This window comes from Phenylobacterium sp. (genome assembly GCF_031181185.1).
Taxonomy (GTDB): domain Bacteria; phylum Pseudomonadota; class Alphaproteobacteria; order Caulobacterales; family Caulobacteraceae; genus Phenylobacterium.
In genome coordinates, this window is sequence record NZ_JAPSKZ010000009.1 from 1 (window position 1) to 24,554 (window position 24,554).

Below are 24,554 nucleotides of genomic sequence, written 5' to 3' on the forward strand. Positions count from 1 at the left end.
TGGTGCTGACCTTCGACGACATCACGCGCCTGGTGACGGCCCAGCGGAACGCCGCCTGGCGCGACGTCGCCCGCCGCATCGCCCACGAGATCAAGAACCCGCTGACGCCGATCCAGCTCTCGGCCGAGCGGCTGCGGAAGAAGTACCGCAAGGACATCGCCGAGGCCGAGCTCGAGACCTTCGACCGCTGCACCGACACCATCGTGCGTCAGGTGGGCGACATCGGCCGGATGGTGGACGAGTTCTCAGCCTTCGCCCGGATGCCCGCGCCCAAGTTCGCCAAGGTTGACGCCGACGAACTTCTGCGGGCCGCGGTCTTTGCCCAGCGCGTGGCGAGCCCCGAACTGAGCGTCGAGCTAGAAGAGCCTACGGCCGATGTCGTCCTCCTGGCCGACGGCCGCATGCTGGCCCAGGCGCTGACCAACGTCCTGAAGAACGCCGCCGAGGCGGTGGAGGCCCGGCGGGCGCATGCGCCGAAGCTGAAAGGCCGGATCGTGGCGCGCCTCGTGGCCGAGGACAGCCGGGCGGTGTTCGAGGTCGAGGACAACGGCGTCGGCTTGCCCGACAAGGACCGGGACCGGCTCACCGAACCCTATGTGACAACCCGCGAGAAGGGCACCGGCCTCGGCCTCGCGATCGTGAAGCGAATCCTGGAAGACCACGGCGGCGAGCTCGAGCTCGCCGACGCGAGGAGCGGGCAGGGGGCCTTGGCCATCCTTCGCCTGCCAGCGGCGCCCGCCGCCCGCGTCGGCGACGAGGCCAGCGCCGTGACGGCGTAGAGGACTGGAAGGCATGGCGGCTGACGTTCTGGTGGTCGACGACGAGGCGGACATCCGCGAACTGGTTGCGGGTATCCTCGCGGACGAAGGCTATGCCGTCCGCACGGCGAACGACTCGGAATCGGCGCTGGCCGCCGTCCGAGCGCGCAAACCCGCGCTGCTGATCCTGGACATCTGGATGTCCGGCGGCGGCATGGACGGCCTGGAGCTCCTGGACCTGGTCAAGAAGCTCGACGCTGACCTGCCCGTGATCATGATCTCGGGTCACGGCAACATCGAGACGGCCGTCAGCGCCATCAAGCGCGGGGCGTACGAGTTCCTCGAGAAGCCCTTCAAGTCCGACCGCCTGCTGCTGGTCGTCGAGCGGGCGCTGGAAGCGACCAACCTGCGCCGCGAGAACCGCCGCCTGCGCGCCCAGGCGATCACGCCCGAAGGCCTGCTGGGCAAGTCCGTGGCCGCCCAGCAGCTCCGCCAGATGATCGCCAAGCTGGCCGGGGCGAACAGCCGCGTGCTGATCTCGGGCCCGCCGGGGGCCGGAAAGGAAACGGTGGCGCGCCTGATCCACGGCGCCAGCCACCGCGCCCGCAACGAGTTCGTGCCGATCAGCGCCGCCGGCATGACGCCCGAGCGGATGGACATCGAACTGTTCGGCCAAGAAGGCGAGGGCGGGCCGCCCGCCAAGATCGGCGTGTTCGAGCGCGCCCACGGCGGCACGCTCTACCTCGACGAAGTGGCCGACATGCCGCGCGAGACCCAGAGCCGGATCCTGCGCGTTCTGGTCGAGCAACGGTTCCGCCGCGTGGACGGCGATTCCGACGTCCAGGTGGACGTCCGTGTGATCTCGTCCACGTCCAAGGACCTGCGGGAGGAGATCGCCGCCGGCCGCTTCCGCGAGGACCTCTTTCACCGCTTGAACGTCGTGCCGGTGAACGTGCCGGGCCTCGCCGAGCGGCGCGAGGACATCCCCGAGCTGATCGAGGACTTCATCAGCCGCATCTGCGACGCCACGGGCCTGCCGCGCCGCAGGCTGTCGGACGACGCGCTCGCCATGCTGCAGGTGCGGGCGTGGCCTGGAAACCTGCGCCAGCTGCGCAACAACGTGGAGCGCATGCTGATCCTGGCCTCGGGCTCGCCGGCCGACCCGATCACGGCCGACATGCTGCCGCCCGAGGCCTCTGTGAACGATCAGGCAGGCACCTTCGGCGCCGAGCGGATCATCGCCCTCCCGCTGCGCGAGGCCCGCGAGGTGTTCGAGCGCGAGTACCTGAACGCCCAGATGCTGCGCTTCTCGGGCAACATCAGCCGCACCGCCGCCTTCATCGGGATGGAGCGCTCGGCCCTGCACCGCAAGCTGAAGTCGCTGGGCCTTTCCGGTGTCCGGCCGCTCGAGACCGAGGACGCCTGAGCGTGAGCCGCATCGCCTACGTCAACGGCCGGTTCGTCCCCAAGGCCGAAGCCTTCGTCCATATCGAGGACCGGGGCTACCAGTTCGCCGACGCGGTCTATGAAGTCTGGGCGCTGTTCGGCGGCAAGCTCGCCGACGCCGAGGGTCACTTCGTGCGCCTGGAACGCAGCCTGTCCGAGCTGAAGATCGCGATGCCGATGAGCCGGACCGCCCTGACCCACGTCCTGCGTGAGACGGTGCGTCGCAACCGCATCCAGGAAGGCCTTGTCTATCTGCAGGTCAGCCGCGGCGTGGCTACGCGCGACCATGCCTTCCCGGCAGAGGGCGTGCGTCCTTCGATCGTGATCACCGTCAGCCGCGTGGACCGCGCCGCGTCGGAAGCCCGCGCCGCCAAGGGCGTGTCGGTCGTCACAACGCCCGAGAACCGCTGGGGGCGCTGCGACATCAAGACGGTGGGCCTGCTGCCCAACGCCCTGGCCAAGCAGAAGGCTCGCGAGAGCGGGGCGGTGGAGGCCTGGTTCGTGGACGAGCTGGGCCTCGTCACGGAAGGCGCGTCGTCGAACGCCTGGATCGTCGACCAGGACGGAGTCCTGCGCACGCGCGACACCAACGCCAACATCCTGCGCGGCGTCACCCGCAACAGCCTCATCGAGGTGATCCGCGAGGCCGGGCTGAAGGTCGAGGAGCGCCCGTTCACGCCGGACGAGGCGCGGCAGGCGAAGGAGGCCTTCATCACCGGCGCCGGGACCCTGGTGCTGCCCGTCGTGGCGGTCGACGGAAAGCCGGTCGGCGAGGGGGTGCCGGGGCCGATCGCAGCGCGGCTGCGCCGCCTCTACATCGAGCGGGCCAAGGCGAAGGCCATCTGACGCGTCGCTCGCGATTGCGCCGCACGGCAATCCCTGCTTAGCGTGCCCTTGCGTGTGTGGGCGGATATGGCCGCCCGATGAAAACCAAAAGGCGAAAAGCCATGAGCGACAAGAAACAGAACCTTCAGGACACCTTCCTGAACAGCGTGCGCAAGTCGAAGACGCCGCTCACCATCTTCCTCGTGAACGGGGTCAAACTTCAGGGCGTCGTGAGCTGGTTTGACAACTTCTGCGTTCTGCTACGCAGGGACGGGCAATCCCAGCTCGTCTACAAGCACGCGATCTCCACCATCATGCCGGCTCAGCCCGTGCAGCTGTATGAGCCGGCCGACGACGAGGCCGATTGAGTCCTTCGAAGTTCGTTGACCGCGAGGCGCCCGTCCAAGGCGCCCTGGTGATCCATCCGGACCGCGAAGGCCGGATGAGCGCCGTGCGCGATCCCGAGGCGCGTCTCGACGAGGCGGTCGGCCTCGCGATGGCGCTCGATCTCGAGGTGCGCGAGGCCTTGATCGCGCCGCTGCGCCGGCTGACGCCCGCCACCCTGTTCGGCAAGGGCAAGGTGGAGGAGGTGGCTGCGCTGGTCGAGGCGACCGAGGCTGACGTGGTCGTGGTCGACGACGCGCTGACGCCGGTGCAGCAACGGAACCTCGAAAAGGCTTGGAAAGCCAAGGTCATTGACCGCACCGGCCTGATCCTAGAGATCTTCGCCCGTCGGGCCCGTACGCGGGAGGGCCGCCTGCAGGTGGAACTCGCCCGGCTGACCTACGAGCGCTCGCGCCTCGTCCGCACCTGGACCCACCTGGAGCGCCAGCGCGGCGGATTCGGGGTCATGGGCGGCCCGGGCGAAACCCAGATCGAAACCGACCGCCGGCTGCTGGCGGAGAAGATCGGCAAGCTGAAGCGCGAACTGGCTGAGGTGCGCCGCACGCGCACCCTGCAGCGCTCGGCCCGCAAGCGTGCTCCGCATCCCACGGTGGCGCTGGTGGGCTACACCAACGCCGGCAAGTCGACGCTGTTCAACCGACTAACCCAGGCCGAGGTGCTGGCGGAAGACCTGCTGTTCGCCACGCTGGACCCGACGCTGCGCATGCTCAAGCTGCCAGACGGGCGGCCGGCCATCATGTCGGACACCGTGGGCTTCATCTCCGACTTGCCGCACGAGCTGGTCGAAGCCTTCCGCGCCACGCTGGAGGAGGTGCGCGAGGCCGACGTCGTCCTGCACGTGCGCGACATCGCCAGCCCCGAGAGCGACGCCCAGGCGCAGGACGTGCGCACGGTGCTCGAACGCCTGGGCCTCGACATGGACGAGCGTCGGATTGTCGAGGTCTGGAACAAGCTCGACCTTCTGGAGCCCGAGGACCGCGAAGCGGCGGCTGGCGACGCCCGCCGCGCGCATCCGCCGGCGGTGCTGGTTTCGGCCGTCACCGGAGAAGGCTGCGACGAGCTCCTCCGCATCGTGGGCGGGCTCGTCGACGAGGCTCCGCCGGTGGACGTCTATGCGCCGGCGGGCGAGGGCGCGGCGATCGCCTGGCTCTACCGCCACGGCCGCGTCGTCGAGCGCAACGACGGCAAGGACGGCAGCGTCCGGCTGGCGGTCAGCCTCTCGCCACAGGCGCTGGGGCAGTTCGAGCAGCTGTTCCCGCAGGCCGAGATCCGGCCGCACTAGGAGCCCCGATGACCTGCCGCGCCAGCCTGTTCGCCGCCGCTGCGGCGCTCCTCTGCCTTGCTGCGTCGCCAGCCCAGGAGAGCCAGGCGCTGAGGGACGTGCGCGTGCTCTCGGCAGACGACATGCAGGGGCGAGCGGTCGGAGCACCCGGCTCGGCGAAGGCGCGCACCTATCTGCTGGAACGCATGCGGCAGGTCGGGCTGCGGCCGGTGGGCGGCGCTTTCGAGCATCCTTTTCGGATCGAGAGCCGCGGCCGGGCCGTGGCCGGCGTGAACCTGCTGGGCCTGATCCCTGGGACGTCGGACACCGAGCGCGTGATGGTGCTGTCCGCCCACTACGACCATCTGGGCGTACGCGGCGGCCAGACTTACAACGGCGCGGACGATAACGCATCGGGCGTCGCCGCCGTACTGGCCATCGCGGAGGCCTTCCGAGAACGGCCGCCGGAGCACACCGTGCTGGTCGCGCTCTGGGACGGTGAAGAGGCGGGCCTCGCCGGCGCCAAGGCCTTCGTCACCGCGCCGCCGATCCCGATGTCCCGCATCGCGCTCAACATGAACCTCGACATGGTGGGACGCGGCGACAAGGGTGAGCTCTATGTGGCGGGCGCGCGCCACTATCCCATGCTGAAGCCGCACCTGGACGCCGTGGCCGCCGAGGCGGACGTCGCTCTGAAGCAGGGCCACGACGGCCCGCCCTGGAAGGGTTCGGACGACTGGACCTTCGGCTCGGACCATGGCGCCTTCCACGCCGCCGGCGTACCGTTCGCCTACTTCGGCGTGGAGGACCATCCGGACTACCACGGCCCCGGCGATGACTTCCACAAGCTGCCGAAGGACTTCTATCTTCGTTCGGTGGCCACGCTCGTGAAGGCCGCCCGCCGCTTCGACGCAAACCTCGGCGGCATCGCTAGGGCGGCGCGCCGGGGCTAACCTCGCAAGCGAGGTACGGGAGCAGACGCATGGGCAGCGAGACCTCCGAGAAGCCGAAACTCCTCTCTGGCGGCAATCCACAGATCCCCAAGGGCTACGGCGACGGGCCGGTGCAGGCCTACATCGCCGCCATGCCGGCCTGGAAGAGCGGCCTTGGCCGCCGCCTCGACGAGCTGGTCGAGCGCGCCGTCCCCGGCGTGCGCAAGGCGGTGAAGTGGAACTCGCCGTTCTACGGGGCAGAGGAGGGGACCTGGTTCCTCAGTTTCCACTGCTTCACCCGCTACGTGAAGGTGACCTTCCTGAACGGAGCCTCCCTGGAGCCGCTGCCGCCCGGTGGGTCCAAGCATCCGAACGTCCGCTACCTCGACATCCACGAGGACGATGAGCTGGACGAGGCGCAGTTCGTCGATTGGCTGAAACAGGCCAGTCGGCTGCCCGGCGAGCGGATGTAGCGGTCAGGCGCGCTCGGCGGCCTTCGCCTCGTCCCACAGGGCGTCCATCTCGGCGAGGTCCGACTGGTCGGGCGTCTTCCCGCGCTCGGCCAGCTTCTGTTCGATGTAGCGGAAGCGCCTTGCGAACTTCGAATTGGTGTAGCGCAGCGCGTCCTCTGGATCGACGTCCAGAGTTCGGGCCAGGTTCGCCACCACGAACAGCACGTCGCCCATCTCCTGGCGCGCCTTCTCGAGGTCGCCGGCGTCCACCTCGCGGACCAATTCCTCGACCTCTTCGTGCAGCTTGGCCATCACGTCCTGCACCGTCGGCCAGACGAAGCCCACCCCGGCGGCGCGCTTCGACAGCTTCACGGCCCGGGTGAGGGCGGGCAGGCCCACCGGCACGTCGTCCAGCAGGCTCTCTTGCCGGCCTTTCTTGGCCCGCTCCTCAGCCTTCAGCTCCTCCCATCCGGCCTTCTGCGCCGCGATGGAGCCGTAGTTCTCGTCCCCGAACACGTGCGGATGGCGGCGGACCATCTTCTCGGAGATGACGCGGGCCACGTCCTCGAAGCCGAACGCGCCTTGTTCCTCGGCGATGCGAGCGTGGAAGACCACCTGCAGCAGCAGGTCGCCCAGTTCTTCCTTCAGATCGGACAGGTCGCCGCGTTCGATGGCGTCGGCGACCTCGTAGGCTTCCTCGACGGTGTAAGGGGCGATCGTGGCGAAGGTCTGCTGCTGGTCCCAGGGACAACCGTCCTCCCGGTCGCGCAGCCGCGCCATGATGGCGAGCAGGCGGTCGATGGGCCGAAGATCGGCCGGCGGGGCAGGTCGCGTCATGGGGAACTCAGGGGGCGGAGACAACGAAAACGGCGCGCGGCGATCAGACCGCGCGCCGCTCAGAGGCGCAAGCTGCGTCTGGCGACCTAGCGCTGGGCCAGGCGCGTGTCGTTGCGGGCGAGCCGCCGCGCGAAGCGGTCGAACGAGACTTGGGCGTCGGACCAGACCCAGTCGCCCCAGGCCTGCCGGATGTCCGTCTCGTACCACCGGTAGGTCACCGGCGTGACCGCGCCGTCGGCGGCGACGATGCGGCCTTCGATGGCCGCGCCGCCGACACCGAAGCTCTGCATCGACAGGCCAGGGGTGTCGCTGAGCTGCTTGAAGGTAGGCCGGTTCGGCTTGGCGTCGGTCAGGACCAGCTCGATGCGGGCGTCCTGGTGCGCGCCGGACTTGGCCAGGGCGCGCTCGACGTCTTGGCGCAGGTCGTCGGCCAGCCGGGTGACGTCGCGCACGCCATAGGTCTTCTCGGCCTTCTCCTGCAGCTCGGGGCCGATGGCGACGGAAACCGCCGCGGGGGCGGCGAGGGCGGTCGAGGCGCTCGCCAGGAGCGCGGCGGCCGCGAGGGCGAGGGTGCGCATGCGGATCTCCGATGATGTTCAGTAAGAACTTAACATGTGGGCCGGCTTGCGCCACGCCACAAGTGCGTGACCGATAGCGCCGCTTAGCTGACAATCAGCTGAACAGAACGGTCGTTGCGGCCGAGCCCTGGTGACGGCGCCTGCGGTTCGGCCTAACGCTTCGGCATCGGAACGGGGGTTCACATGAAATTCTGCGCCGCGCTCATCGGTCTGGTCCTGCTCCTGGCTCCGCCGGCTCGCGCGGCCACACCATCGCCTGAGACCCTGGCCGAGATCGACCGGATCTTCGCAGACTGGCGGCTGTCCGCCCACGCCCCCGGGTTGGTCTATGGCGTCGTGGCCGACGGCCAGCTGGTGCACGTGAAGGGTCTCGGCGTGCAGGACCTCGACTCGAAGGCGCCCGTTACCGCCGACAGCCGGTTTCGCATCGCGTCGATGTCAAAGGCGTTCACGGCGGTGGCCATCCTCAAGCTGCGGGACGAGGGCAAGCTCGCCCTGGACGCGCCAGCAGAGCTCTACATCCCCGAGCTCAAGGGATGGCGTTATCCGACGACCGACAGCCCCAAGATCACAGTGCGCCATCTGCTGACGCACACCGCGGGCTTCGTCGAGGACAACCCCTGGGGCGATCGCCAGCAGGTGATGCCCGAGGCGGAGTTCACGCGGTACCTCGCCGAAGGCGTGCCGTTCTCCCGCCCGCCGGGCCTGGCGATGGAATATTCGAACCTCGGCTACGCCATGCTGGGCCGGATAATCACCAACGTCTCGGGCCGGCCGTACCAGGACTACATCCGAACCCAGATCATGCAGCCGCTTGGCATGTCGTCTTCCGGGTTCGACATCTTCGCCTCGCCGGAATCGGCGCGTGCGATCGGCTATCGCTGGCAGGACAAGGGCTGGGTGCGGGAGCCCGACATGAAGGACGGGGTGTTCGGCGCGATGGGCGGCGTCGAGACCAGCGCCAACGACTACGCTCGATGGGTGGCGTTCCTGCTGTCGGGTTGGCCGGCCCGGGACGGGGCGGAGCAGGGGCCCGTCCGGCGTGCCACGATCCGCGAGATCGCCACCGGGGACAACTTCGCCGCGGGCCGCAACCGGCCGGCGGCCGTGGGCGGCGCGCCGTGCCGCCAGGCGGTGGCCTACGGCATGGGGTGGAACGCCATCGACGACTGTGACCTTGGGCTGATCCTGACCCACGGCGGCGGCTATCCCGGCTACGGCTCGACGGTCTGGCTGTTGCCGGCCAAGGGCGTGGGCATCTTCGCATTCTCGAACCGCACGTATGCGGGGCCGAGCGCGCCCGCGCTGCGGTCGCTCCTGGCTCTGCAGAACGCGCGTGCGTTGCGCGAGCCGCCGCTCGCGGTCAGCGCCGGCCTGGCCGAAGCCTATGAGGCGGCGCGAGCGGTCTGGCGATCGGGCGACGTCACCAAGGCGCCGCTGGCCAACAACATGCTGCTGGATCGTGACGCCGCGCGATGGAAGCGCACGATCGCCGACGTGAAGGCCGAGGTCGGCGCCTGCGCAGCCGACGAGCCGATACGCCCGCTCTCCGCGATGGAAGGCCGCTTCACCTGGACTTGCGAGCACGGCCGCGTCTCGGGCCGCGTGCAGCGCGCGCCCACGCCGCGCGTGGAGATCCAGGCTCTCGAGTTCTCCGCAGCCCAGCCTTAGGGTAGCCGCGCAGGGAGACCTTCCGATGATCCGATCCCGGCTCGCCGCTCTCGCCGCCGCCGTTGGGCTGGGCGTAGCCTCGCCAGTCGCCGCCGAGGCGGCGCCGAGGCCGGAGCACGCCGCCTTTGGCGAGCAGATCCGTGCGGCCCAGGAGCGGCTGGACGCGTTCATGGCGGCGTTCAACGCCCGCGACGTCGCCGGCATCGAAGCGACGTTCAACTTCCCGCATGTGCGCTTCGCCTCGGGTGCGGTGACCGTCATCGAACCGGGCTCCCACAAGCCCGAGATGTTCGGAAGAGGGGCCCTGTCGGAATGGAACCATTCGGCCTGGCTTCGCCGTGAGGTGCTCCATGCGGGCCCCGACAAGGTCCACATCGACACGCGGTTCGCGCGCTACCGGAAGGACGGCAGTCTGATCGCGGCGTTCGACTCCATCTACATCGTGACGCGGGTCAACGGCCGCTGGGGAATCCAGGGTCGATCCAGCTTCGCCCCGTGAGCTGATGTCGTGACAACCTGGCCGCCGACGGCGGTCGCGCTCGAAAAGGAGACAGGCGGCATGCGAAGCAGCGCTCGTGGCTCAGACTGGAAGTGCGCCGTTGTGGCGCTGGGGATGATGGCGGCGCCCGCGGCGTCGGCGGCCCAGGAGGCCTGGTATCCGTCGAGGCACGGGCCCGCCGACACCCTCGGCGCCTTGAACAACCTGGGTCCGGCCGATGCGCTCCGGGCGGCGCGGCTCGTCCGCACCGGCAAGGCCTATCCGCTGGGCGTACCCACGGGCCCCCAGAGCCCAGCCTATGGCGAGCGTCGCTACAGCGTGCAGATCAGCCCCGCGCCAGGATCCCCGGTCGCACCGGTCGGCGCCAACAAGGTCACGGCGCACGACGAGCGGGTCACCACCAGCATGGGGATCGGCACCCAACTGGATGGCCTCGGCCATCTCGGCATCGACCATCGCTACTACAACGGCCTGTCCGGGGCGGCGCTGAACACGCCTGAGGGCTTCAAGTCGCTCGAACTGTCGAACCTGCCGCCGATCGTCACGCGGGGCGTGCTGATCGACATGGCCCGGCACTTCAAGACGCCGATGCTGCAGGCTGGACAAGCGTTCAACCGCGCGGAGATCGAAGCCGCCATGCGCGAGCAGGGCGTGACCGTCGGCAAGGGAGACGTCGTCCTGTTCCACACGGGCTGGATGTCGATCATGGAGTCCGACAAGGCCCGCTATGCCAGCAGCGAACCGGGCATCGGAGAAGAGGGCGCACGCTGGCTGGCCGAGCTCGGCGTGGTCGCCATCGGCGCGGACACCCTGGCGCTCGAGCCGCTGCCGTCGGTGGACGCCGACCGGCCGTTCGTGGTGCACCAGATGCTGCTCGCCAAGAACGGCGTCTACATCCTGGAGAACATCAACACCGCGCCGCTGGTCCGCGACGGGGTGAAGGAGTTCATGTTCGTGCTTGGCGCGCCGCGCTTTGTCGGCACGGTGCAGGTCGTGGTGAACCCCGTCGCGATCCGCTGAGAGCGGCGAGACCCGACGCCAGAGTGTCTAATGCCGATATGTCGTTCTCGCCTAAGGAATATTATCGGAAATTGAAGTGCTGCCAAAACGGCAGAACTGTTCTGCGCAAACAAGCCCTACAACGGCTGCGGCGAAGCCCTATCTGACGGATCGGTACGAGAGAGCCGCCATGAACACGAACATCCTGCCCGTCGCCCTGTCGCTGATGACCGCCGCCTTCGCCGTGATCATGGCCATCCCGATCGTGGGGCCGCACCTGCTGGCGGCCGCGCTTTAGCGCTCGCCAGGGCGATGGCTCCCAGGGCGAAGGCCCGGCGGTCAAGCCACATCGGCCAGCGCCAGCTCGCCTGAGGCGATCTTCTGCAGCGTGGCGACGAAGAACGCCGGCTCCAGGGCTTTCACACGGGCTTCCAGCGTCTCGGTCGTGTCGCCCGGCGCGATCGGCACGTCCAGCTCGGCCAAGGTCGGCCCGTGGTCGTATTCTTCGTCGACGGCGTGGATGACGATCCGGCTCTGCGTCAGGCCCGACGCCAGCACAGCCTCATGGACGCGGCGGCCGTACATGCCCTGGCCGCCGAACTGCGGCAGCGGCCCCGGATGGATGTTCAGGATGCGACCAGCATAGCGGCCCAGGGTCTTCGGTCCCAGCCGGCGCAGATAGCCCGACATGACGATCAGCTCGACGCCATGGGCGGCCATTGCTTCGGCCAGTTGGGCGTCGGCGGCCTCGGGATCGGTGATGGTCGGCACGCAGAGCGCCGGAATGCCCGCCGCCTCGGCCCACTCCAGCGCCGCGGCCTTGCGGGTGTTAACCACGAGCAGGCGCGCCTCTGCCGGCAGGGCCCCGGCTTCGATCGCGTCGACCACGGCGCGCGCGCTAGAGCCGTTTCCGGATGCGAGGAAACCCAGCTTAAGGGTCGATATTCTCACGGATTTCCGGCTCTTAGTTCATGTTGCAGGGTCAGGCCGTCGAAGGCCGGCTCCACCCCAGCTGGCAGCTCGGCCGCCAGTGTGTCGAAATCCATGTCGATATGCATGTTCGTCAGGATCGCGCGGCGCGGCTTCACCCGTTCGATCCATTCCAGCGCCCTCTCCAGATGGGCGTGCGTCGGGTGCGGCCGGCGGCGCAGCGCGTCCACGATCCAGACGTCGAGATCGGCCAGCGCCTCGAACGCCGCCTCGTCGAGGCCAACCACGTCGCTGGAATAGGCCACGCCGCCGAAGCGGTATCCGACGGAGCGGACGCCTCCGTGGTCCTGGTCGAAGGTCCGCACCGGGATGGCGCCGGAAGGCCCCTCCACCGCCCAATCCGCGCCATGGCCGGGGATTGCGCGCTCGTCGCAGATGGCGGGATAGCCGCCCTCCCCTTGGAAGATGTAGCCAAACCGGCGCCGCATCGTCTCCGTCGTCGCGGCGTCCATCCAGCAGGGGATCCGCGCCTGCTGGCGCAGGAAGAAGGCGCGCACGTCGTCGAGGCCGTGCACCTGGTCGGCGTGGTCGTGGGTCAGCAACACGGCGTCCAGTCGTTTCACGCCGGCCCGCGCGGTCTGGATCCGCAGTTCCGGCGAGGCGTCGACCAGGGCCGTGGTCTCAGATGCGGGATCGGGTCCCTTGCGCCGGACCAGTAGCGAACAGCGGGTGCGGAAGTTCTTTGGGTTGGCCGGATCGCAGTCGCCCCACTCGCCGTCGGCCCGCGGCACGCCGCCTGACGAGCCGCAGCCCAGGATCACCACCTCCAGCACTCCGCTCACGGGCGCGGGATCCGGTCGAACAGCGCGAAGAACGCGTCCTCGGTACGCGCCTCGGCCTCCTCGAGGCTCCAGCCGCGGATCTCGGCCAGCTTGGCCAACACATGCGGCAGGAACGCGGGTTCGTTGCGCCGGCCGCGGTATGGCACGGGCGCGAGGTACGGGCAGTCGGTTTCGACGATGATGCGATCGGCGGGCATCTCGCGCACCACCTGGCGGACGTCGTCGGCCGTCTTGAAGGTGGCGATGCCGGCCACCGAGAACCACGCGCCGAGCTCGGCCGCCTGCCGCGCCAGGGCCGCCCCCGACGTGTAGCAGTGCATCAGGATCCGGAACGGTCCGCGGGCGTGCTCGTCGGCCAGGATCTCGCCCATCACCTCGTCCGCCTCGCGGGTGTGCACCACCAGCGGCAGGCCCGTCTCGCGGGCGGCCTGGCAGTGCACGCGGAACACCGTGGCCTGAATGTCGCGCGGGCTCAGGTCGTAGTGGAAGTCGAGGCCGCATTCGCCGATGCCGACGACGCGGGGGTCCTGCGCCAGCTCGACCAGGGTGGCGGCCGAGAGCTCCGGGTCCTCCTTGGCCTCGTGCGGATGGGTGCCGACCGTGCACCAGATGTCCGGGTGCATGGCCACGGCGCGGACCGCTTCGAAATTCGACACGCGGTCGCAGATGTTGACCATCAGCCGCACGCCGGCCGCCAGCGCGCGGCTGATGACCGCTTCGCGGTCCTCGTCGAATTGCGGCGCGTGCAGGTTGACGTGGCTGTCGATCAGCATGGGGTCTTTAGGCCTGGGCGGCCTGTTTCAGTTCCGACAGCGCCGCGAACAAGGCGTCGGCCCGGTCGAGGTTGAGCGCCTCGACCTCGCGCGGCAGGCGCTGCAGCGTCTCCCACGCCTGGGCCCAGCGATCAAGCGGCCGGATCCCCTGCTGCGCCCGATCCGAAACCATAGCGTGCACGCGGTCCGACAGGCGCTCGAACAGCAGCTGGAAGGCCTGGGCGCCCTCCCCGCCCCGAAAGCTCTCGGCCAGCGAGAGGGCCCGGGTCTCGTCCACCTGCGGCAGTTCGGCGAGCAGTTCGCGGACGATGTCGTCCACGGAAATGGCCTTCGAGGCGGCGAGGCTGAGGGCGCGCCCGGGCGCTCCGCCCGACATCCGCGAAAGGCGCAGCGCCTCTTCGGGATTCACGTCGGCGTGACGGCTCACGAAGTCGGCGGCCTCCTCGAGCTCCAGCGCGTGGAAGGCCAGTCTGCGGCAGCGGGACCGGATGGTCGGCAAAAGCCGGCCGGGCGAATGCGAGACCATGAACAGCACCCCTCGCGGCGGCGGCTCCTCAAGGGTCTTCAGGATGGCGTTGGCCGCGTTGACGTTCAGGTCGTCGGCCGCGTCGATGATCGCCACCCGGTGCGGCGCGCTGGCCGGCGACTTCGAGAAGAATTCGGCCAGACGGCGGGCGTCCTCGACGGGGATCACCTTGCGCGGCTTACCGTCCGGTCCTTCCCGCTCCAGCACCAGCAGGTCGGGATGGCTGCGGGCCGCCACCTGGCGGCTGACGGGATGGTCCGGGGCGGAGCCCAGTTCGCCGTACGCCGGCGCGGGCGCGGCGCCCAGCAGGCGTCGCGCGGCGCGATAGGCGAAGGTGGCCTTGCCGACGCCTTCAGGACCGGTCAGCAGCCAGGCGTGGTGCAGGCGACCCCGGGCCCGGGCCTCCTCGAAAGCGGCCTCCGCGCCGTCCTGGCCGTGCAGCTGGAAGACCTCGCGCGGATGCGTGACCTGGGTCTCAGCCATGGACCACGAGCCGGTCGGACACCGCCGTCCAGACCGCGGCCTCGACGGCGTCCATGGGCGCCTCGGCGTCGATCACGGCGCAGCGCTCAGGCTCGGCGGCCGCGATCGCCCGGAAGCCGTCGCGCAGGCGCTGGTGGAAAGCCATGCCCTTCGATTCGAACCGCATCTCGGCGCCGGCGCGTGCATGGGCCCGCTCCAGTCCCACCTCGGGCGAGAGGTCGAACACCAGCGTCAGGTCGGGGCGCACGCCCTGCAGGATGTGGGTCTCCAGCGCCGAGATCAGGCCCGGGTCCGTCCCGCCGGCGGCGCCCTGATAGGCGCGCGTCGAATCGGCGAACCGGTCGCAGACCACCCAGGCCCCGCGGGTCAAGGCGGGCTCGATCACGCGTTCGATATGGTCGCGGCGCGCGGCGTACATCAGGAGCGTCTCGGTGACGGGGCTCCAGCGGTCGGCAGCCCCCTTCAGCACGATGTCGCGGATCGTCTCAGCGCCCGGCGAGCCACCGGGTTCGCGAGTGGTGACAACCTCCAGGCCTTGCGCCTCCAGGCGGGCGGCCAGCCGCTTCACCTGGGTTGATTTGCCGGCCCCTTCGCCGCCTTCGAAAGTTATGAACCGCCCGCGCACGCCCGCCAAAATGGCCGGTTCGCGCCAGAAGTCCAGCGGGTCAGAACGGTCTGACGACCCGGGCGTCGGCGAAGCCGATCTCGGCTACCCGGTCGCGCAGCGCATAGGCCTCGGCCTCGTCGGCCGGCGCGGGCAAGACGACGCGGTAGAGGGTGACCCCGTCGGCGCGCTGGAGCGGCTCGATGGTCGCCGGCCCGGCCGGGGAGAGTTGGGAGACCGCCCGCTGAGCGTTGCCCTCGCTGGCGAAGGCGCCGGCCTGAATGCGCAGGCCGCCCCCGGCCGCAGGGGTCGCCGCCACGGCCGGCGCTGTCGCGATCGGCGGCAGGGCCTGGGCCGTCACAGGCTCCGGCCGCGCCGGCAGGCCGGCCGCGACGTCGATCAGGGTCGCGTCGTCGGCGACCTTCGCGTTCGCCGAGGCGTACCGAACGCCCGCCTCGCGACCCAGCAGCGGCGCTGGTCCCACATAGCGGACCCGCACCTTGGCCAGTCCCTTGCGGTCATAGCCCAGCTGGCGTGCGGCCTCGCGGGACAGGTCGATGATCCGGTTGTCCACGAATGGCCCGCGGTCATTCACCCGCACCTGGATTTTCCGTCCGTTCTCGAGGTTGGTGACCTCCACGACCGAGGGCAGCGGCAGGGTGGTGTGCGCGGCCGTGACGGCGTTCATGTCGAAGATCTCGCCGTTGGCCGTGGCCTTCATGTGAAAGGCGTCGCCGTACCACGAGCCGATACCGACCTCGTCGTAGTCCGGCTGCTCACGCGGTGTGTACCAGACGCCGCCCACCTGGTACGGCTTGCCCACCTTGTAGCCGCCCGCTCCGGCCGGCGGCGGACTGGCGCCGGGCCTCGACGCGTAGCGGGGCTCGATGCTCGCGCAGGCCGCCAGCGAGGCGCCCGCCGCGAGCACCGTGATCAGTCGGAATGCATGCGCCGTCGCCATGCCGGCCTCCCCTCGTTCGCGGCGGAGCTTGCGGCGGAACGCTTGCGTCACGGTTAACGGAGGGTTGCGGTGGAGCGGCCCGCGCTGCCCTGCTATAGGCCGCCTCCGCCGGATGGGTGGCCGAGTGGTTTAAGGCAGCGGTCTTGAAAACCGCCGTAGGTGAGAGCCTACCGTGGGTTCGAATCCCACCCCATCCGCCAGAGCTGACCTAGCCTTGCCGCGGGTCGTTCAGGTCCTATCTAAGTCGCCCGTGGCAGAAGCCGCGCGAATGGCCGCGTTTGCACCTCTGGCGAACTGCGGTACCTGAGCTCTTGGAATGCGGATCTCGAAACTCGTTTTCGCCCTGACGGCTGCGGTCGCCCTCGCCGCCCCTGTGGCGCAGGCTCAGCCGGGCTCATCGATCTACGGGGTCTGGCGCAACCCGAAGAACAGCGTGCACGTGGACGTGCGGCCCTGCGGGACCAGCGCCTGCGGCTATGTGGTCTGGGCCGACGCCGAGGCCCAGGCCGACGCGCGCAAGGGCGGCACGGCGAACCTGATCGGGCTGCAGCTGTTTCGGAACTTCAATCCGCAGCCGAACGGTCGCTGGCGGGGCAAGGTGTTCGTCCCCGACCTCAACGCCACCTTTTCCGGCACCGCCGAACTGCTCGCCGAGGACCGGCTGCGCGCGCGCGGCTGCCTGATCGCCAACATCGCCTGCAAGTCGCAGGTCTGGGTGCGCGTCCCCGGCTAGCTCGCCAGCGGAGCGGCGAAGCACGACTCCGCCGACAGCGGCACGTTCCAGGTCGCCACGCCCGCCTCCAGCCGATATTGGCCGCTCACCGTCACCCGCCGGCCGCAGGCCGCGTCCGTCGCGTCGAACTGGGCCGCCACGTTGGGTCCCGAGTAGCGTTCCCGGGCGTAGGTCTCCGTTGCGAGCAAGGTGCCGCACGCCGTCGTGTTGATGGCGCCGCAGCGCGCGGCCTCTTCCACGGCGAAGTGGAGGCTGTTCACGGCGAACATCAGCTGCGAGACGCTGATGCCTCCCAGGATCAGCATCACGAACAGCGGCAGCAGAAGGCCGAACTCCACGGCCGAGGCGCCGCGTCGGTCGCGCCAGAAGGTGCGGAGCCGCATCACGCCACCCGCATCCGCGCCGACCGTACGATCGTCTCGGGCAGGCTCTCCACCAACGTCAGGCCGGGGAACAGCGGCTCGTACGGATGCGAGACTTCCACCGAAACATAGAGGCCGGGCTTGCGACCCTTCTCGCCCGCGGCCGAGCAGTCCGCGGGCTTGTTCTGGGCCGCCGTTGCGACTTGCTGCAACGCGCCGTCGCTGCCGACGCAATACCAGGCCTCCACGAGGCCGCCCTGGATCGTCACTTGCGAGCCCAGCGAGGTGGATTCCACCGCACTTTCGGCCATGTCTTCGACGTCCGGGCATTTCAGGGTCACCGGCGTCTTGTCCGCGGCGCAGCGCGCGAGCGCGATCTGGACGCCGGCCTGGCTGGCGTTGATCACCTGGGTGACGGTGTACGCATAGCGGCCCACCTCGGCCACGTTCATGAGCGCGCCCGCAAACAGGGAGCTGACGAGCGCCATCTCCACGGCGGCGGCGCCGTCGGCCGCCGCGCGGAAGCGGGCAAGGAAGCGTATCGGTCGCATCACGAGACCAGCTGACCCCGGCTGGCGCCGTCCGACGTCGGCATCTTCAAGCCGGCCGCCGCGCACTGACCCGAGGAGAGGATGCTGCCGGTCCCGTTGATCAGCAGGTTGTCCACCACCAGGACGAAGCAGGACAGGCCGTTGCTGGATTTGTTCACCGCGCCGGAGAACGTCATGCTGGCTTTCGGCATGTAGACGAGACCGGTGATGTTCCAGGTCGGCGAGTTGCCAGCGTAACTGATCGCTTCGCTCGGGATGGTCGGCGACTGGTAGATGGCCACGCCCGCCCAGGGTCCGGTCTTCGGGGCGGCGAAGTCGAGTACGCCGTCGCCCACGATGCCGTGCTCGCGGCTGGGATCGGAACCAACGAAGACGATCGTCAGGCTGGCGCCCGGGGCGGTCTTCAGGGCGAAGTTGCTGAGGTCAAGCTTGCCCTCACGGATGACCAGCACCTTGTCCTCGGTGATGGTGATCGGCAGGATCAGCTCGACGTCGCCGCACTTCGGCGTGTCGAAATGGTCCTGGTCGGCCAACTGGTTCTCCGGCGGGAAATCGCCGGGCTTGCGCTTCTTCTTCGGGAGCGTGTGGAACTCCACGCAGGGCACGGGAGGAACGTTCGTGGCGAGCTCGGCGTAGGGATCGGCAAGCTTCTTGACGTTGGAGTTCTGCTTCTTACCACAGCCGTTATTGAGGCCCACGGCGTCGCCCACATCGGCCTTCAGGTCATGGCCGTTGCAGCGGGCGCTGCTGTTCGACATCACGCTGCACCCGGACAGGTCGGCCTTGGGTCCGCCGTTGCTGCGGATGGCTTCGGGGTCGCCGCTGCCGGCAAGCGCCAGCACGCAGTATTCGCGCGGGCCGCTGGCCTGCTTGGCGACCGCCGTGGCCTGGATCAGCTTGGCCGGGGAGCCATCGACCGATGTGTCGCCGCCATAGCCGACCACCTGGGCCAGCAGCAGCGGCCGCGGCCGCGAAACGGTGACGCGGTAGCAGTTGGCCGCCCCGCTGTCCGGGCACGCCACGTTGTTCACGGCCTCGACGACAACTCCGTCCTCGCCGTCTTCGTAGCCGTAGCTCGCAGCCACCGCCTTGGCCTCGTCGACGAACTGGCCGGGCCGCCCGTTCGCCGCCGCGGCGACGGCCGCGGAGTCGGCGGCGTTCTGCATCGCGCGCTTGTCGCCGTACCAGGAGGCCACCTCGGCCCCCATGCCCACGGAGCCTAGCAGCACGGGCGCCACGAGCGCCGCCGTCACGGCGACGTTGCCCATCCGGTCGTGCCGGAACCTGTCGAACCTTTCGCGCAGGGTCAGAGCCACCTTAGCCTCCTCGGAACATCGAGGTCCGCCAATCTTGGCCTTCGCGCTTAAGAAACGGCTGAACGACTTGGTTTATTCGCCGGCAACGCTGTTGGGCGGCTTAGACCGGCTTCAGGGGCGTGTGGGGCCTTGGCGGCAGCTCCACCCACACCCGGTCACCGGCGCTCACCTCGCCGCCCGCCAGCACCACGCCCATCACGCCGGCCTTGCGCACCACCTCGCCGTCAGCCCTGCGACCGAGGCAAGCCTGCATCAGGCCCGGCTGGATCGCTTCCAACTGGGCGCAGGGGTTGCGGAGCCCCGTCAGCTGGACGATCGCGCTCTCGCCCAGCCGCACCCGCGCGCCGGTGGGCAGGCTCAGGAGGTCGATGCCGCGCGTGGTGACGTTCTCGCCCATCAGGCCGGGCCGGATCGCGAAGCCCAAGGCCGCCAGTTCGTCGAAGAGCTCGGCGTGCAGCAGGTGCGCCTGTCGCAGGTTGGGAAGTCCCGGATTGAACCGCCGCCGGCTCCGGTGGCGCACCTTGGCGCCGCAGTGGGCGTCGCCCTCGACGCCTTCACCCGCGATCAGGCGGATCATCAGCTGGTTAGGCTTGTCGACGCCGTGGCTCTTCTTGCGGCTCACCGCCACCACCACGCCCGCGCCGGTCCGATCCATGTCCGCGTTCTAGCCCGGTTCGTCCGCAACGTCAGCGGCGCAACAGACGGCGCGGCTCGGCGTTCACGCAGCATGACCCCGATGCCCGGCCTGACCACGGAAGAACGCGCCCTCCTCCGGTCGGCGCTTGAAGGACCTCTGGTGGAGCGCGATCCGATCGCCATTGGGCTCTGCATCAAGCTCTGCGGCCTGAAGCTGCTGCAGCGGGCCGGCGGCGTCGCGGCGGCGAACGGCTGGCGCGGCTCCCCGAATGCTTTCTTCCTGACGCGCGAGGGTTGGGCCCTGATGAAGGCCGAGCGGCGCGGTCCTCCGATCCGGCGCGCGGTCTAGGGAACGTCCTCGGGCGCCAGCGACAGAGGCGCAGCGATCTCCTCCAGGCTCTTGCGCTCTGCGCGCACGCCCAGCCACAGCGTCACGATCGCCGCGAGGACCATCAGCGCGCCGCCCAGAAGGTAGCCCGAGAAGATCTGCCCGCGCTCGCCCGTGTCGATCAGCGCGCCGAACAGCGCCGGACCCGCCACGCCGCCCAGCAGGGTGCCGACCGCGTAGAACAGCGAGATGGTCACCGCCCGGGTCTCCAGCGGGAAGAGCTCGCCCACGGTCAGATAGGCGGCGCTCGCGCCGGCCGAGGCGAAGAAGAAGATCACCATCCAGGCGGCGGTCTGGCTCTCGGCCGTCAGCGCGCCGCGGGCGAAGAGCCAGCCGGTCAGGCACAGCAATACGCCGGCCAGGCCGTACGTCAGGGCGATCATCGTCTTGCGGCCCCAGCTGTCGAACAGCCGGCCCAGCAGCAGCGGCCCCAGGACGTTGCCCAGCGCGAACGGCAGCATGAACCAGCCCACCTTGGCCGGCTCCACGCCGTAGAATCGCGTCAGGATCATCGCGTAGGTGAAGAAGATCGCGTTGTAGCAGAAGGCTTGTGTGGCCATGAGGACCAGGCCCAGCACGGTCCTCCGGCGATGGCGGCGCAGCAGGGTGTGGACGATCTCGGTCCAACTGGTCGGGCCGCGGTGGAAGAACCGCAGCTTCGGCAGCGGCCGCAGCATCGGCGGCAGCGCCACGTGCCGTTCGATCCGGACCTCGATCTCGCGCACGACCGCCTCGGCCTCCTCCGGGCGCCCATGGGTCAGCAGCCAGCGCGGGCTCTCGGGGATGTAGCGCCGCACGAAGACGATGATCAGCGCCAGCAGGCCGCCGACCACGAAGGCCAGCCGCCAGCCCAGTTCCTGGTCGACGATGTCCGGGTCCAGGACGACCAGCGAACCGACGGCCCCCAGCCCGGCGCCGATCCAGAAGCTGCCGTTGATGGCGAGCGCCGTCTGGCCGCGGCGCCTGGCCGGGATCAGCTCGTCGATCGCCGAGTTGATCGCGCCATACTCGCCGCCGATCCCGGCCCCGGTCAGGAACCGGAAGAGCAGGAACGACCAGAAGTCCCACGCAAAGCCGCTGGCGATGGTCGCCACCAGATAGACGAGCACCGTGATCGTGAAGAGCCGCCGGCGGCCGAACCGGTCCGTCAGGCGGCCGAACACCAGTGCGCCCAGCACGGCGCCCAGGATGTAGGCGCTGCCCGTCCAGCCCACCTGCTGGGCGGTGAGGCCCAGGCCATCGGGACCCGCGATGGCGGGGGCCAGCGAGCCGACCAGGGTCACCTCCAGACCATCGAGGATCCAGGTGACGCCCAGGGCGATCACGACCAGCCAGTGGAAGCGGCTGAACGGCAGGCGATCGAGCCTCGCCGGTATGTCCGTGGTGAAGACCTGCCCCCGCGCGTCCATCCGCCCGCCTGCTGTCCCTGGTGCGCCCACAACCGCGAAGGCCAAGCTTGGGTTCCCGGCCAGCCCTGGTGTAAGGCCCGCCGCATGTCGTCCGACGAAATCCTGGTGGACGCCCGAGGCCATCGCTGCCCGGTGCCGACCCTGAAGCTGAGGCGCGCGCTGGAGGCCGCGCCGGTGGGCGGGCGCGTGCGCTTGCTGGCCGACGATCCGCTGGCCCGCATCGACGTGCCTCACTTCGCGGCCGCGGCCGGCGCCCAGGTTCTCGAGCAGGCCGAGGTGGACGGCGGACTCAGCTTCCTGGTGGCGAAGGGCTAGACCGCCGGGTGTGCAGGGCGAGCTCCACCTCGGTGGCCAGCGCCCCCCCGAAGAACAGCGCGTTCACGTTCCAGGACAGCCAGATCAGGAAGATCACCACGGTCGCGACCGAGCCGTAGGTGGCTCCCAGCTGCGCGATCTGCTCGACGTAGAAGCCCAGCGCCCACGAGGCGAAGATGCAGAGCGCCGCCGCGGCAGCCCCGCCGAGGAGCGAGGCGCGCCAGTCCACCGGGTCGCGGGACATCGCCCAGCGGTAGATGAGCGTCATGCCTGCGGTCATGCCGGCGCTGGCCCAGGTCCACTCGCTGTAGAGCCACCAGGCGCCGCGAAGCGGCCGCAGCTCGAACGTCTCGCCCAGGATCCGGAAGCCGAAGAAGACGACCGACAGCGCGCCCAGGCCTGCGAACACAGCGATCAGCACGACCAGCGCCATCAGGTTGAAGCCGACGAAGCCCCGCGGCTTGTCCTCGTCGTGGACGAAGGACAGGCCGGCCAGCAGCGCCTTGAAGCCCCGGTGCGTGGCATACCCGCCGACGATGAGGGCCACGCCGCTCTGGAACGAGACGGCCTCGAACGGCGCGTGACTGAGGCGCAGCATTTCGCTCTGGAAGATCAGACGGGCCGCGTCGGGCATGATGCGAGCCAGGTACTCGCCCTGCGCCGCCGCTTCCGTCGGGTCCGCCACGAGGCTGTAGACGCCCATCAGAATCGCCAGCGCCGGGAAGATGGCCAGCATCGCGAAGAAGCTGACGCCGCCCGTGTAGAGCATGACGTCCCGGCCCCAGAGCCGCGACAGCGCCTTGCCGAGGATCAGCAGGACCGTCCGCGCCCAATGGGTGGGATCCCAGTCGATGGCGCGCAGCCGTTGGCCCAGCCTGTTCATCGGGCGCAGGGTGGTGAAGCCGCCGCTGACTCGCAAGGCCGGGGCAAGTCGACCCCCGAAACCATAACGGCCCGCCACCTGGGGAGGTAGCGGGCCGCCGATGGGCGTGTCGTTCCATCCGGGTCGGCCGCCGCTTCGAGGGACGGGAGAGCGCGACGACCGTCCGATGCGCAAAATGCGCCGCTGTGGCTGAACCCAGTCTGAACGGGACCTTCAGCTTCCGAGGGCGGCGATTTCAGCTTCCGAGAAGCCCCATTCGGCCAGCGCCTCGGTCGTGTGGGCGCCCACCTGCGGGGGCGGTCCCTGGATGGCGCCGGGTGTCGCCGAGAACCTGGGAGCCGGCGCCGGCTGGGTGACGCCGGCGACCTCGACGAAGGTCTGGCGAGCCGCGTTGTGCGGATGCTTCGGCGCCTCGTCCAGGTCTAGAACGGGTGCGAAGCAGACATCGGTCGCCGCCATCAGCTCGGTCCAGTCGGCCTGGGTCTTGGTCGCGATCACCTTAGCCAGCTTCTCGCGCAGCGTCGGCCACATGGACCGGTCCATCTGTCGCTGGAAGTCCGGGTCGGTGATGCCGGTCTTCTCGAGCAGCAGGGCGTAGAACTGGGGCTCGATCGAGCCGATCGACACCCATTTGCCATCCGAGCACTGGTAGGTGTCGTAGAAGTGGGCCCCGCCGTCGAGCAGGTTCGAGCGCCGCTGCTCGGTCCACATGCCCGAGGCCTTGAAGCCGTAGAACATGGCCATCAGCGAAGCCGCGCCATCGCTCATGGCGCAGTCCACCACCTGGCCCTTGCCGCTCTCTCGCGCCTGGATAATGCCCGCCAGCAGGCCGAAGGCGAGATAGAGGGCCCCGCCGCCAAAGTCGCCCACCAGGTTCAGGGGCGGCACGGGCTTGTCCTCGGTCCCGATGGCGTGCAGCGCGCCCGTAATGGCGATGTAGTTCATGTCGTGACCAGCGGCATGGGCGTACGGCCCGGTCTGGCCCCAGCCGGTCATGCGGCCATAGACCAGCTTCGGGTTGCGCTCCAGGGCGATCTCCGGCCCGAGGCCCAGGCGCTCCATCACGCCCGGCCGGAAGCCCTCGAAGACCGCGTCGGCCTTCTCCATCAGCTTCAGGCACGCCTCGACGGCTTCGGGGCTCTTCAGGTCCAGGGCGATCGAGCGGCGGCCGCGCGAAGTGATGTCCGACGGAGCCCCGCCCCGGCCCCCCTTGCGGTCGATGCGCACCACGTCGGCGCCGAGGTCCGACAGCAGCATGCCGCAGAACGGTCCGGGCCCGATGCCGGCGAACTCGACGATCTTCAGGCCCGTCAGCGGTCCCTGGCGCATGGATTCCTCCTGGTCGTTGGCGGGAGATAAGCGCCGCGACCTAGCGTCAGCCAAGCGTCAGCCGCCGCCGGGCAGCGACTGGCCGTCGTCGACCGTCACGAGCGTGCCGGTGATCGCCCGCGCCGCAGGCCCCGCCAGCATCAGGAAGGCGGCGTCGAGGTCGCTCGCCTCCATCAGCCGCCGGCGCGGGAAGCCCTTCAGCTGCTTCTGGCCTCCCTCCGTGGGCCACCAGGCGGCGTTGATGTCGGTCTCGATGTAGCCGGGAGCCAGTGCGTTGACCGCGATTCCCCGCTTCGCCCATTCGCGCGCCAGGCTCTTCGTCAGCATGGCGACCGCCGCCTTAGACCCGCAGTAGGCCGAAAGCCCCGGCAGCACGGTATGACTGGCGATCGAGGCGATGTTGACGATGCGGCCCTCGACGCCAGCGGCGATCATCCGCCGCGCCGCCTCCACCGCGGCGAAATAGGTCCCTCGGACGTTCACCGCGAAGGTGTTGTCGAAGTCCTCGATCGAGAGCTCGAGGGCCAGGCCCTCGCCGCCCACGCCGGCGTTGTTCACCAGGATGTCGATGGGGCCGAGTTTCGCCTGGACCTGGTCGAACGTGGGTCCGATGGCGTGGGCGTCGGCCACGTCCAACGGCAGGGCGACCGCCTTGGCGCCGCTGTCGCGCAGCTCGCCGGCCAGCGCTTCGATCTTGTCGCTACGCCGCGCCGTGATGGCCACGGCGGCGCCTTCCCGCGCCAGCAGCCGGGCGAAATGCGCGCCCAGACCTCCGCTGGCGCCCGTCACGACCGCGATCTTTCCGGAAAGTTGGCCCGCCATCCCCGATTTCCTCCGGCCCCTCAGCCTT

29 protein-coding genes and 1 tRNA gene are annotated in these 24,554 nt (G+C 69.6%); 14 read left to right on the forward strand and 16 right to left on the reverse strand.

All coding sequences use genetic code 11. The features are described 5' to 3' along the window. From RIF93_RS01975 to RIF93_RS02005, 7 genes are all read left to right on the forward strand, one after another. Positions 1-779: ATP-binding protein (locus RIF93_RS01975; protein WP_309087925.1), on the forward strand; the 779-nt coding region annotated here is incomplete at its 5' end. A gap of 13 nt (positions 780-792) precedes the next feature. Beyond that, positions 793-2,184, forward strand: a complete 1,392-nt coding sequence (locus tag RIF93_RS01980; RefSeq protein WP_309087927.1) for a sigma-54 dependent transcriptional regulator — start codon at positions 793-795, stop codon at positions 2,182-2,184. Between the two features lie 2 nt (positions 2,185-2,186). After that, entirely contained in the window at positions 2,187-3,050 is an 864-nt protein-coding gene (locus RIF93_RS01985; protein ID WP_309087929.1) for a D-amino-acid transaminase, read from the forward strand. A gap of 101 nt (positions 3,051-3,151) precedes the next feature. Beyond that, a complete protein-coding gene (gene hfq / locus RIF93_RS01990; RefSeq protein ID WP_111274395.1) occupies positions 3,152-3,397 on the forward strand; it encodes an RNA chaperone Hfq in 246 nt (81 codons plus the stop codon). A 47-nt stretch (positions 3,398-3,444) separates the two neighbouring features. Then, a complete protein-coding gene (gene hflX / locus RIF93_RS01995; protein ID WP_309087934.1) occupies positions 3,445-4,716 on the forward strand; it encodes a GTPase HflX in 1,272 nt (423 codons plus the stop codon). 8 nt (positions 4,717-4,724) lie between these two features. Further along, a complete protein-coding gene (locus tag RIF93_RS02000) occupies positions 4,725-5,648 on the forward strand; it encodes a M20/M25/M40 family metallo-hydrolase (protein ID WP_309087936.1) in 924 nt (307 codons plus the stop codon). A 29-nt stretch (positions 5,649-5,677) separates the two neighbouring features. Next, positions 5,678-6,100, forward strand: a complete 423-nt coding sequence (locus tag RIF93_RS02005; RefSeq protein WP_309087938.1) for a DUF1801 domain-containing protein — start codon at positions 5,678-5,680, stop codon at positions 6,098-6,100. Between the two features lie 3 nt (positions 6,101-6,103). On the opposite strand, the gene mazG is transcribed toward RIF93_RS02005, so the two are convergent. Together mazG and RIF93_RS02015 are read right to left on the reverse strand one after the other, a co-directional pair. Beyond that, positions 6,104-6,916, reverse strand: coding sequence for a nucleoside triphosphate pyrophosphohydrolase (gene mazG / locus RIF93_RS02010; protein ID WP_309087940.1), 813 nt, complete (start codon positions 6,914-6,916; stop codon positions 6,104-6,106). Positions 6,917-7,002: 86 nt separating this feature from the next. Then, entirely contained in the window at positions 7,003-7,494 is a 492-nt protein-coding gene (locus tag RIF93_RS02015; protein WP_309087942.1) for a hypothetical protein, read from the reverse strand. Positions 7,495-7,677: 183 nt separating this feature from the next. Between RIF93_RS02015 and RIF93_RS02020 the strand changes: the two genes are divergently transcribed. The 3 genes from RIF93_RS02020 to RIF93_RS02030 are packed head-to-tail and all read left to right on the forward strand — an operon-like array spanning position 7,678 to position 10,684. Then, positions 7,678-9,165: a serine hydrolase domain-containing protein gene (locus RIF93_RS02020; RefSeq protein ID WP_309087944.1), complete on the forward strand. Its 1,488-nt coding sequence runs from the start codon at positions 7,678-7,680 to the stop codon at positions 9,163-9,165. Between the two features lie 25 nt (positions 9,166-9,190). Beyond that, positions 9,191-9,664: a hypothetical protein gene (locus RIF93_RS02025; protein ID WP_309087946.1), complete on the forward strand. Its 474-nt coding sequence runs from the start codon at positions 9,191-9,193 to the stop codon at positions 9,662-9,664. A gap of 60 nt (positions 9,665-9,724) precedes the next feature. After that, positions 9,725-10,684: a cyclase family protein gene (locus RIF93_RS02030; RefSeq protein ID WP_309087948.1), complete on the forward strand. Its 960-nt coding sequence runs from the start codon at positions 9,725-9,727 to the stop codon at positions 10,682-10,684. A 318-nt stretch (positions 10,685-11,002) separates the two neighbouring features. Here the strand turns inward: RIF93_RS02030 and RIF93_RS02035 are convergent, their stop codons facing one another. From RIF93_RS02035 to RIF93_RS02060, 6 genes are read right to left on the reverse strand one after another with little or no spacing between them, the layout of a single operon-like run. Further along, entirely contained in the window at positions 11,003-11,614 is a 612-nt protein-coding gene (locus tag RIF93_RS02035) for a formyltransferase family protein (RefSeq protein WP_309087950.1), read from the reverse strand. Next, the gene (locus RIF93_RS02040) at positions 11,611-12,435 is read right to left on the reverse strand and encodes an MBL fold metallo-hydrolase (protein ID WP_309087952.1); all 825 of its coding nucleotides are present in this window, start codon (positions 12,433-12,435) and stop codon (positions 11,611-11,613) included. Before RIF93_RS02040 ends, RIF93_RS02035 begins: the two co-directional genes overlap by 4 nt. Further along, positions 12,432-13,208 (reverse strand): TatD family hydrolase, encoded by a 777-nt coding sequence (locus RIF93_RS02045; RefSeq protein WP_309087954.1) that lies wholly within the window; start codon positions 13,206-13,208, stop codon positions 12,432-12,434. Before RIF93_RS02045 ends, RIF93_RS02040 begins: the two co-directional genes overlap by 4 nt. 7 nt (positions 13,209-13,215) lie before the next feature. Next, positions 13,216-14,217 carry a DNA polymerase III subunit delta' gene (locus RIF93_RS02050; RefSeq protein WP_309087956.1) on the reverse strand — a complete coding sequence of 334 codons (1,002 nt, stop codon included), beginning with the start codon at positions 14,215-14,217 and terminating at the stop codon, positions 13,216-13,218. Beyond that, a complete protein-coding gene (tmk, locus tag RIF93_RS02055; RefSeq protein WP_309087958.1) occupies positions 14,210-14,842 on the reverse strand; it encodes a dTMP kinase in 633 nt (210 codons plus the stop codon). The genes RIF93_RS02050 and tmk overlap by 8 nt, the downstream gene beginning before the upstream one ends. Positions 14,843-14,882: 40 nt before the next feature. Then, a complete protein-coding gene (locus RIF93_RS02060; RefSeq protein WP_309087959.1) occupies positions 14,883-15,782 on the reverse strand; it encodes a septal ring lytic transglycosylase RlpA family protein in 900 nt (299 codons plus the stop codon). 110 nt (positions 15,783-15,892) lie between these two features. Between RIF93_RS02060 and RIF93_RS02065 the strand changes: the two genes are divergently transcribed. Both RIF93_RS02065 and RIF93_RS02070 read left to right on the forward strand, forming a co-directional pair. Continuing rightward, a tRNA-Ser gene (locus RIF93_RS02065) sits at positions 15,893-15,982 on the forward strand. Between the two features lie 116 nt (positions 15,983-16,098). Beyond that, a complete protein-coding gene (locus RIF93_RS02070) occupies positions 16,099-16,515 on the forward strand; it encodes a DUF2147 domain-containing protein (protein WP_309087961.1) in 417 nt (138 codons plus the stop codon). On the opposite strand, the gene RIF93_RS02075 is transcribed toward RIF93_RS02070, so the two are convergent. The 4 genes from RIF93_RS02075 to RIF93_RS02090 all read right to left on the reverse strand — a co-directional run bounded on the left by RIF93_RS02075 (position 16,512) and on the right by RIF93_RS02090 (position 19,399). Next, a complete protein-coding gene (locus RIF93_RS02075; protein ID WP_309087963.1) occupies positions 16,512-16,898 on the reverse strand; it encodes a pilus assembly protein in 387 nt (128 codons plus the stop codon). The genes RIF93_RS02070 and RIF93_RS02075 overlap by 4 nt on opposite strands. Further along, entirely contained in the window at positions 16,898-17,428 is a 531-nt protein-coding gene (locus RIF93_RS02080; RefSeq protein WP_309087965.1) for a TadE/TadG family type IV pilus assembly protein, read from the reverse strand. The genes RIF93_RS02075 and RIF93_RS02080 overlap by 1 nt, the downstream gene beginning before the upstream one ends. Next, complete coding sequence (locus tag RIF93_RS02085; RefSeq protein WP_309087967.1) at positions 17,428-18,744, reverse strand: pilus assembly protein; 1,317 nt, start codon at positions 18,742-18,744, stop codon at positions 17,428-17,430. Before RIF93_RS02085 ends, RIF93_RS02080 begins: the two co-directional genes overlap by 1 nt. A gap of 100 nt (positions 18,745-18,844) precedes the next feature. Next, a complete protein-coding gene (locus tag RIF93_RS02090) occupies positions 18,845-19,399 on the reverse strand; it encodes an MOSC domain-containing protein (RefSeq protein WP_309087969.1) in 555 nt (184 codons plus the stop codon). 72 nt (positions 19,400-19,471) lie between these two features. Here RIF93_RS02090 and RIF93_RS02095 point away from each other — a divergent pair, with 72 nt between their 5' ends. Next, positions 19,472-19,729 (forward strand): hypothetical protein, encoded by a 258-nt coding sequence (locus RIF93_RS02095; RefSeq protein WP_309087971.1) that lies wholly within the window; start codon positions 19,472-19,474, stop codon positions 19,727-19,729. Here RIF93_RS02095 and RIF93_RS02100 read toward each other — a convergent pair. Next, positions 19,726-21,177, reverse strand: coding sequence for an MFS transporter (locus tag RIF93_RS02100; RefSeq protein WP_309087973.1), 1,452 nt, complete (start codon positions 21,175-21,177; stop codon positions 19,726-19,728). The genes RIF93_RS02095 and RIF93_RS02100 overlap by 4 nt on opposite strands. 84 nt (positions 21,178-21,261) lie before the next feature. Here RIF93_RS02100 and RIF93_RS02105 point away from each other — a divergent pair, with 84 nt between their 5' ends. After that, positions 21,262-21,492: a sulfurtransferase TusA family protein gene (locus RIF93_RS02105; RefSeq protein ID WP_309087975.1), complete on the forward strand. Its 231-nt coding sequence runs from the start codon at positions 21,262-21,264 to the stop codon at positions 21,490-21,492. On the opposite strand, the gene RIF93_RS02110 is transcribed toward RIF93_RS02105, so the two are convergent. From RIF93_RS02110 to RIF93_RS02120, 3 genes are all read right to left on the reverse strand, one after another. Next, entirely contained in the window at positions 21,467-22,375 is a 909-nt protein-coding gene (locus RIF93_RS02110; RefSeq protein ID WP_309087977.1) for a YihY/virulence factor BrkB family protein, read from the reverse strand. The genes RIF93_RS02105 and RIF93_RS02110 overlap by 26 nt on opposite strands. Before the next feature lie 213 nt (positions 22,376-22,588). Continuing rightward, on the reverse strand, positions 22,589-23,704 hold the full coding sequence (locus RIF93_RS02115; protein ID WP_309087979.1) for a CaiB/BaiF CoA-transferase family protein: 1,116 nt from the start codon (positions 23,702-23,704) through the stop codon (positions 22,589-22,591). A 57-nt stretch (positions 23,705-23,761) separates the two neighbouring features. Then, entirely contained in the window at positions 23,762-24,526 is a 765-nt protein-coding gene (locus tag RIF93_RS02120) for an SDR family NAD(P)-dependent oxidoreductase (protein ID WP_309087981.1), read from the reverse strand. Between the last annotated feature and the right edge of the window lie 28 nt (positions 24,527-24,554).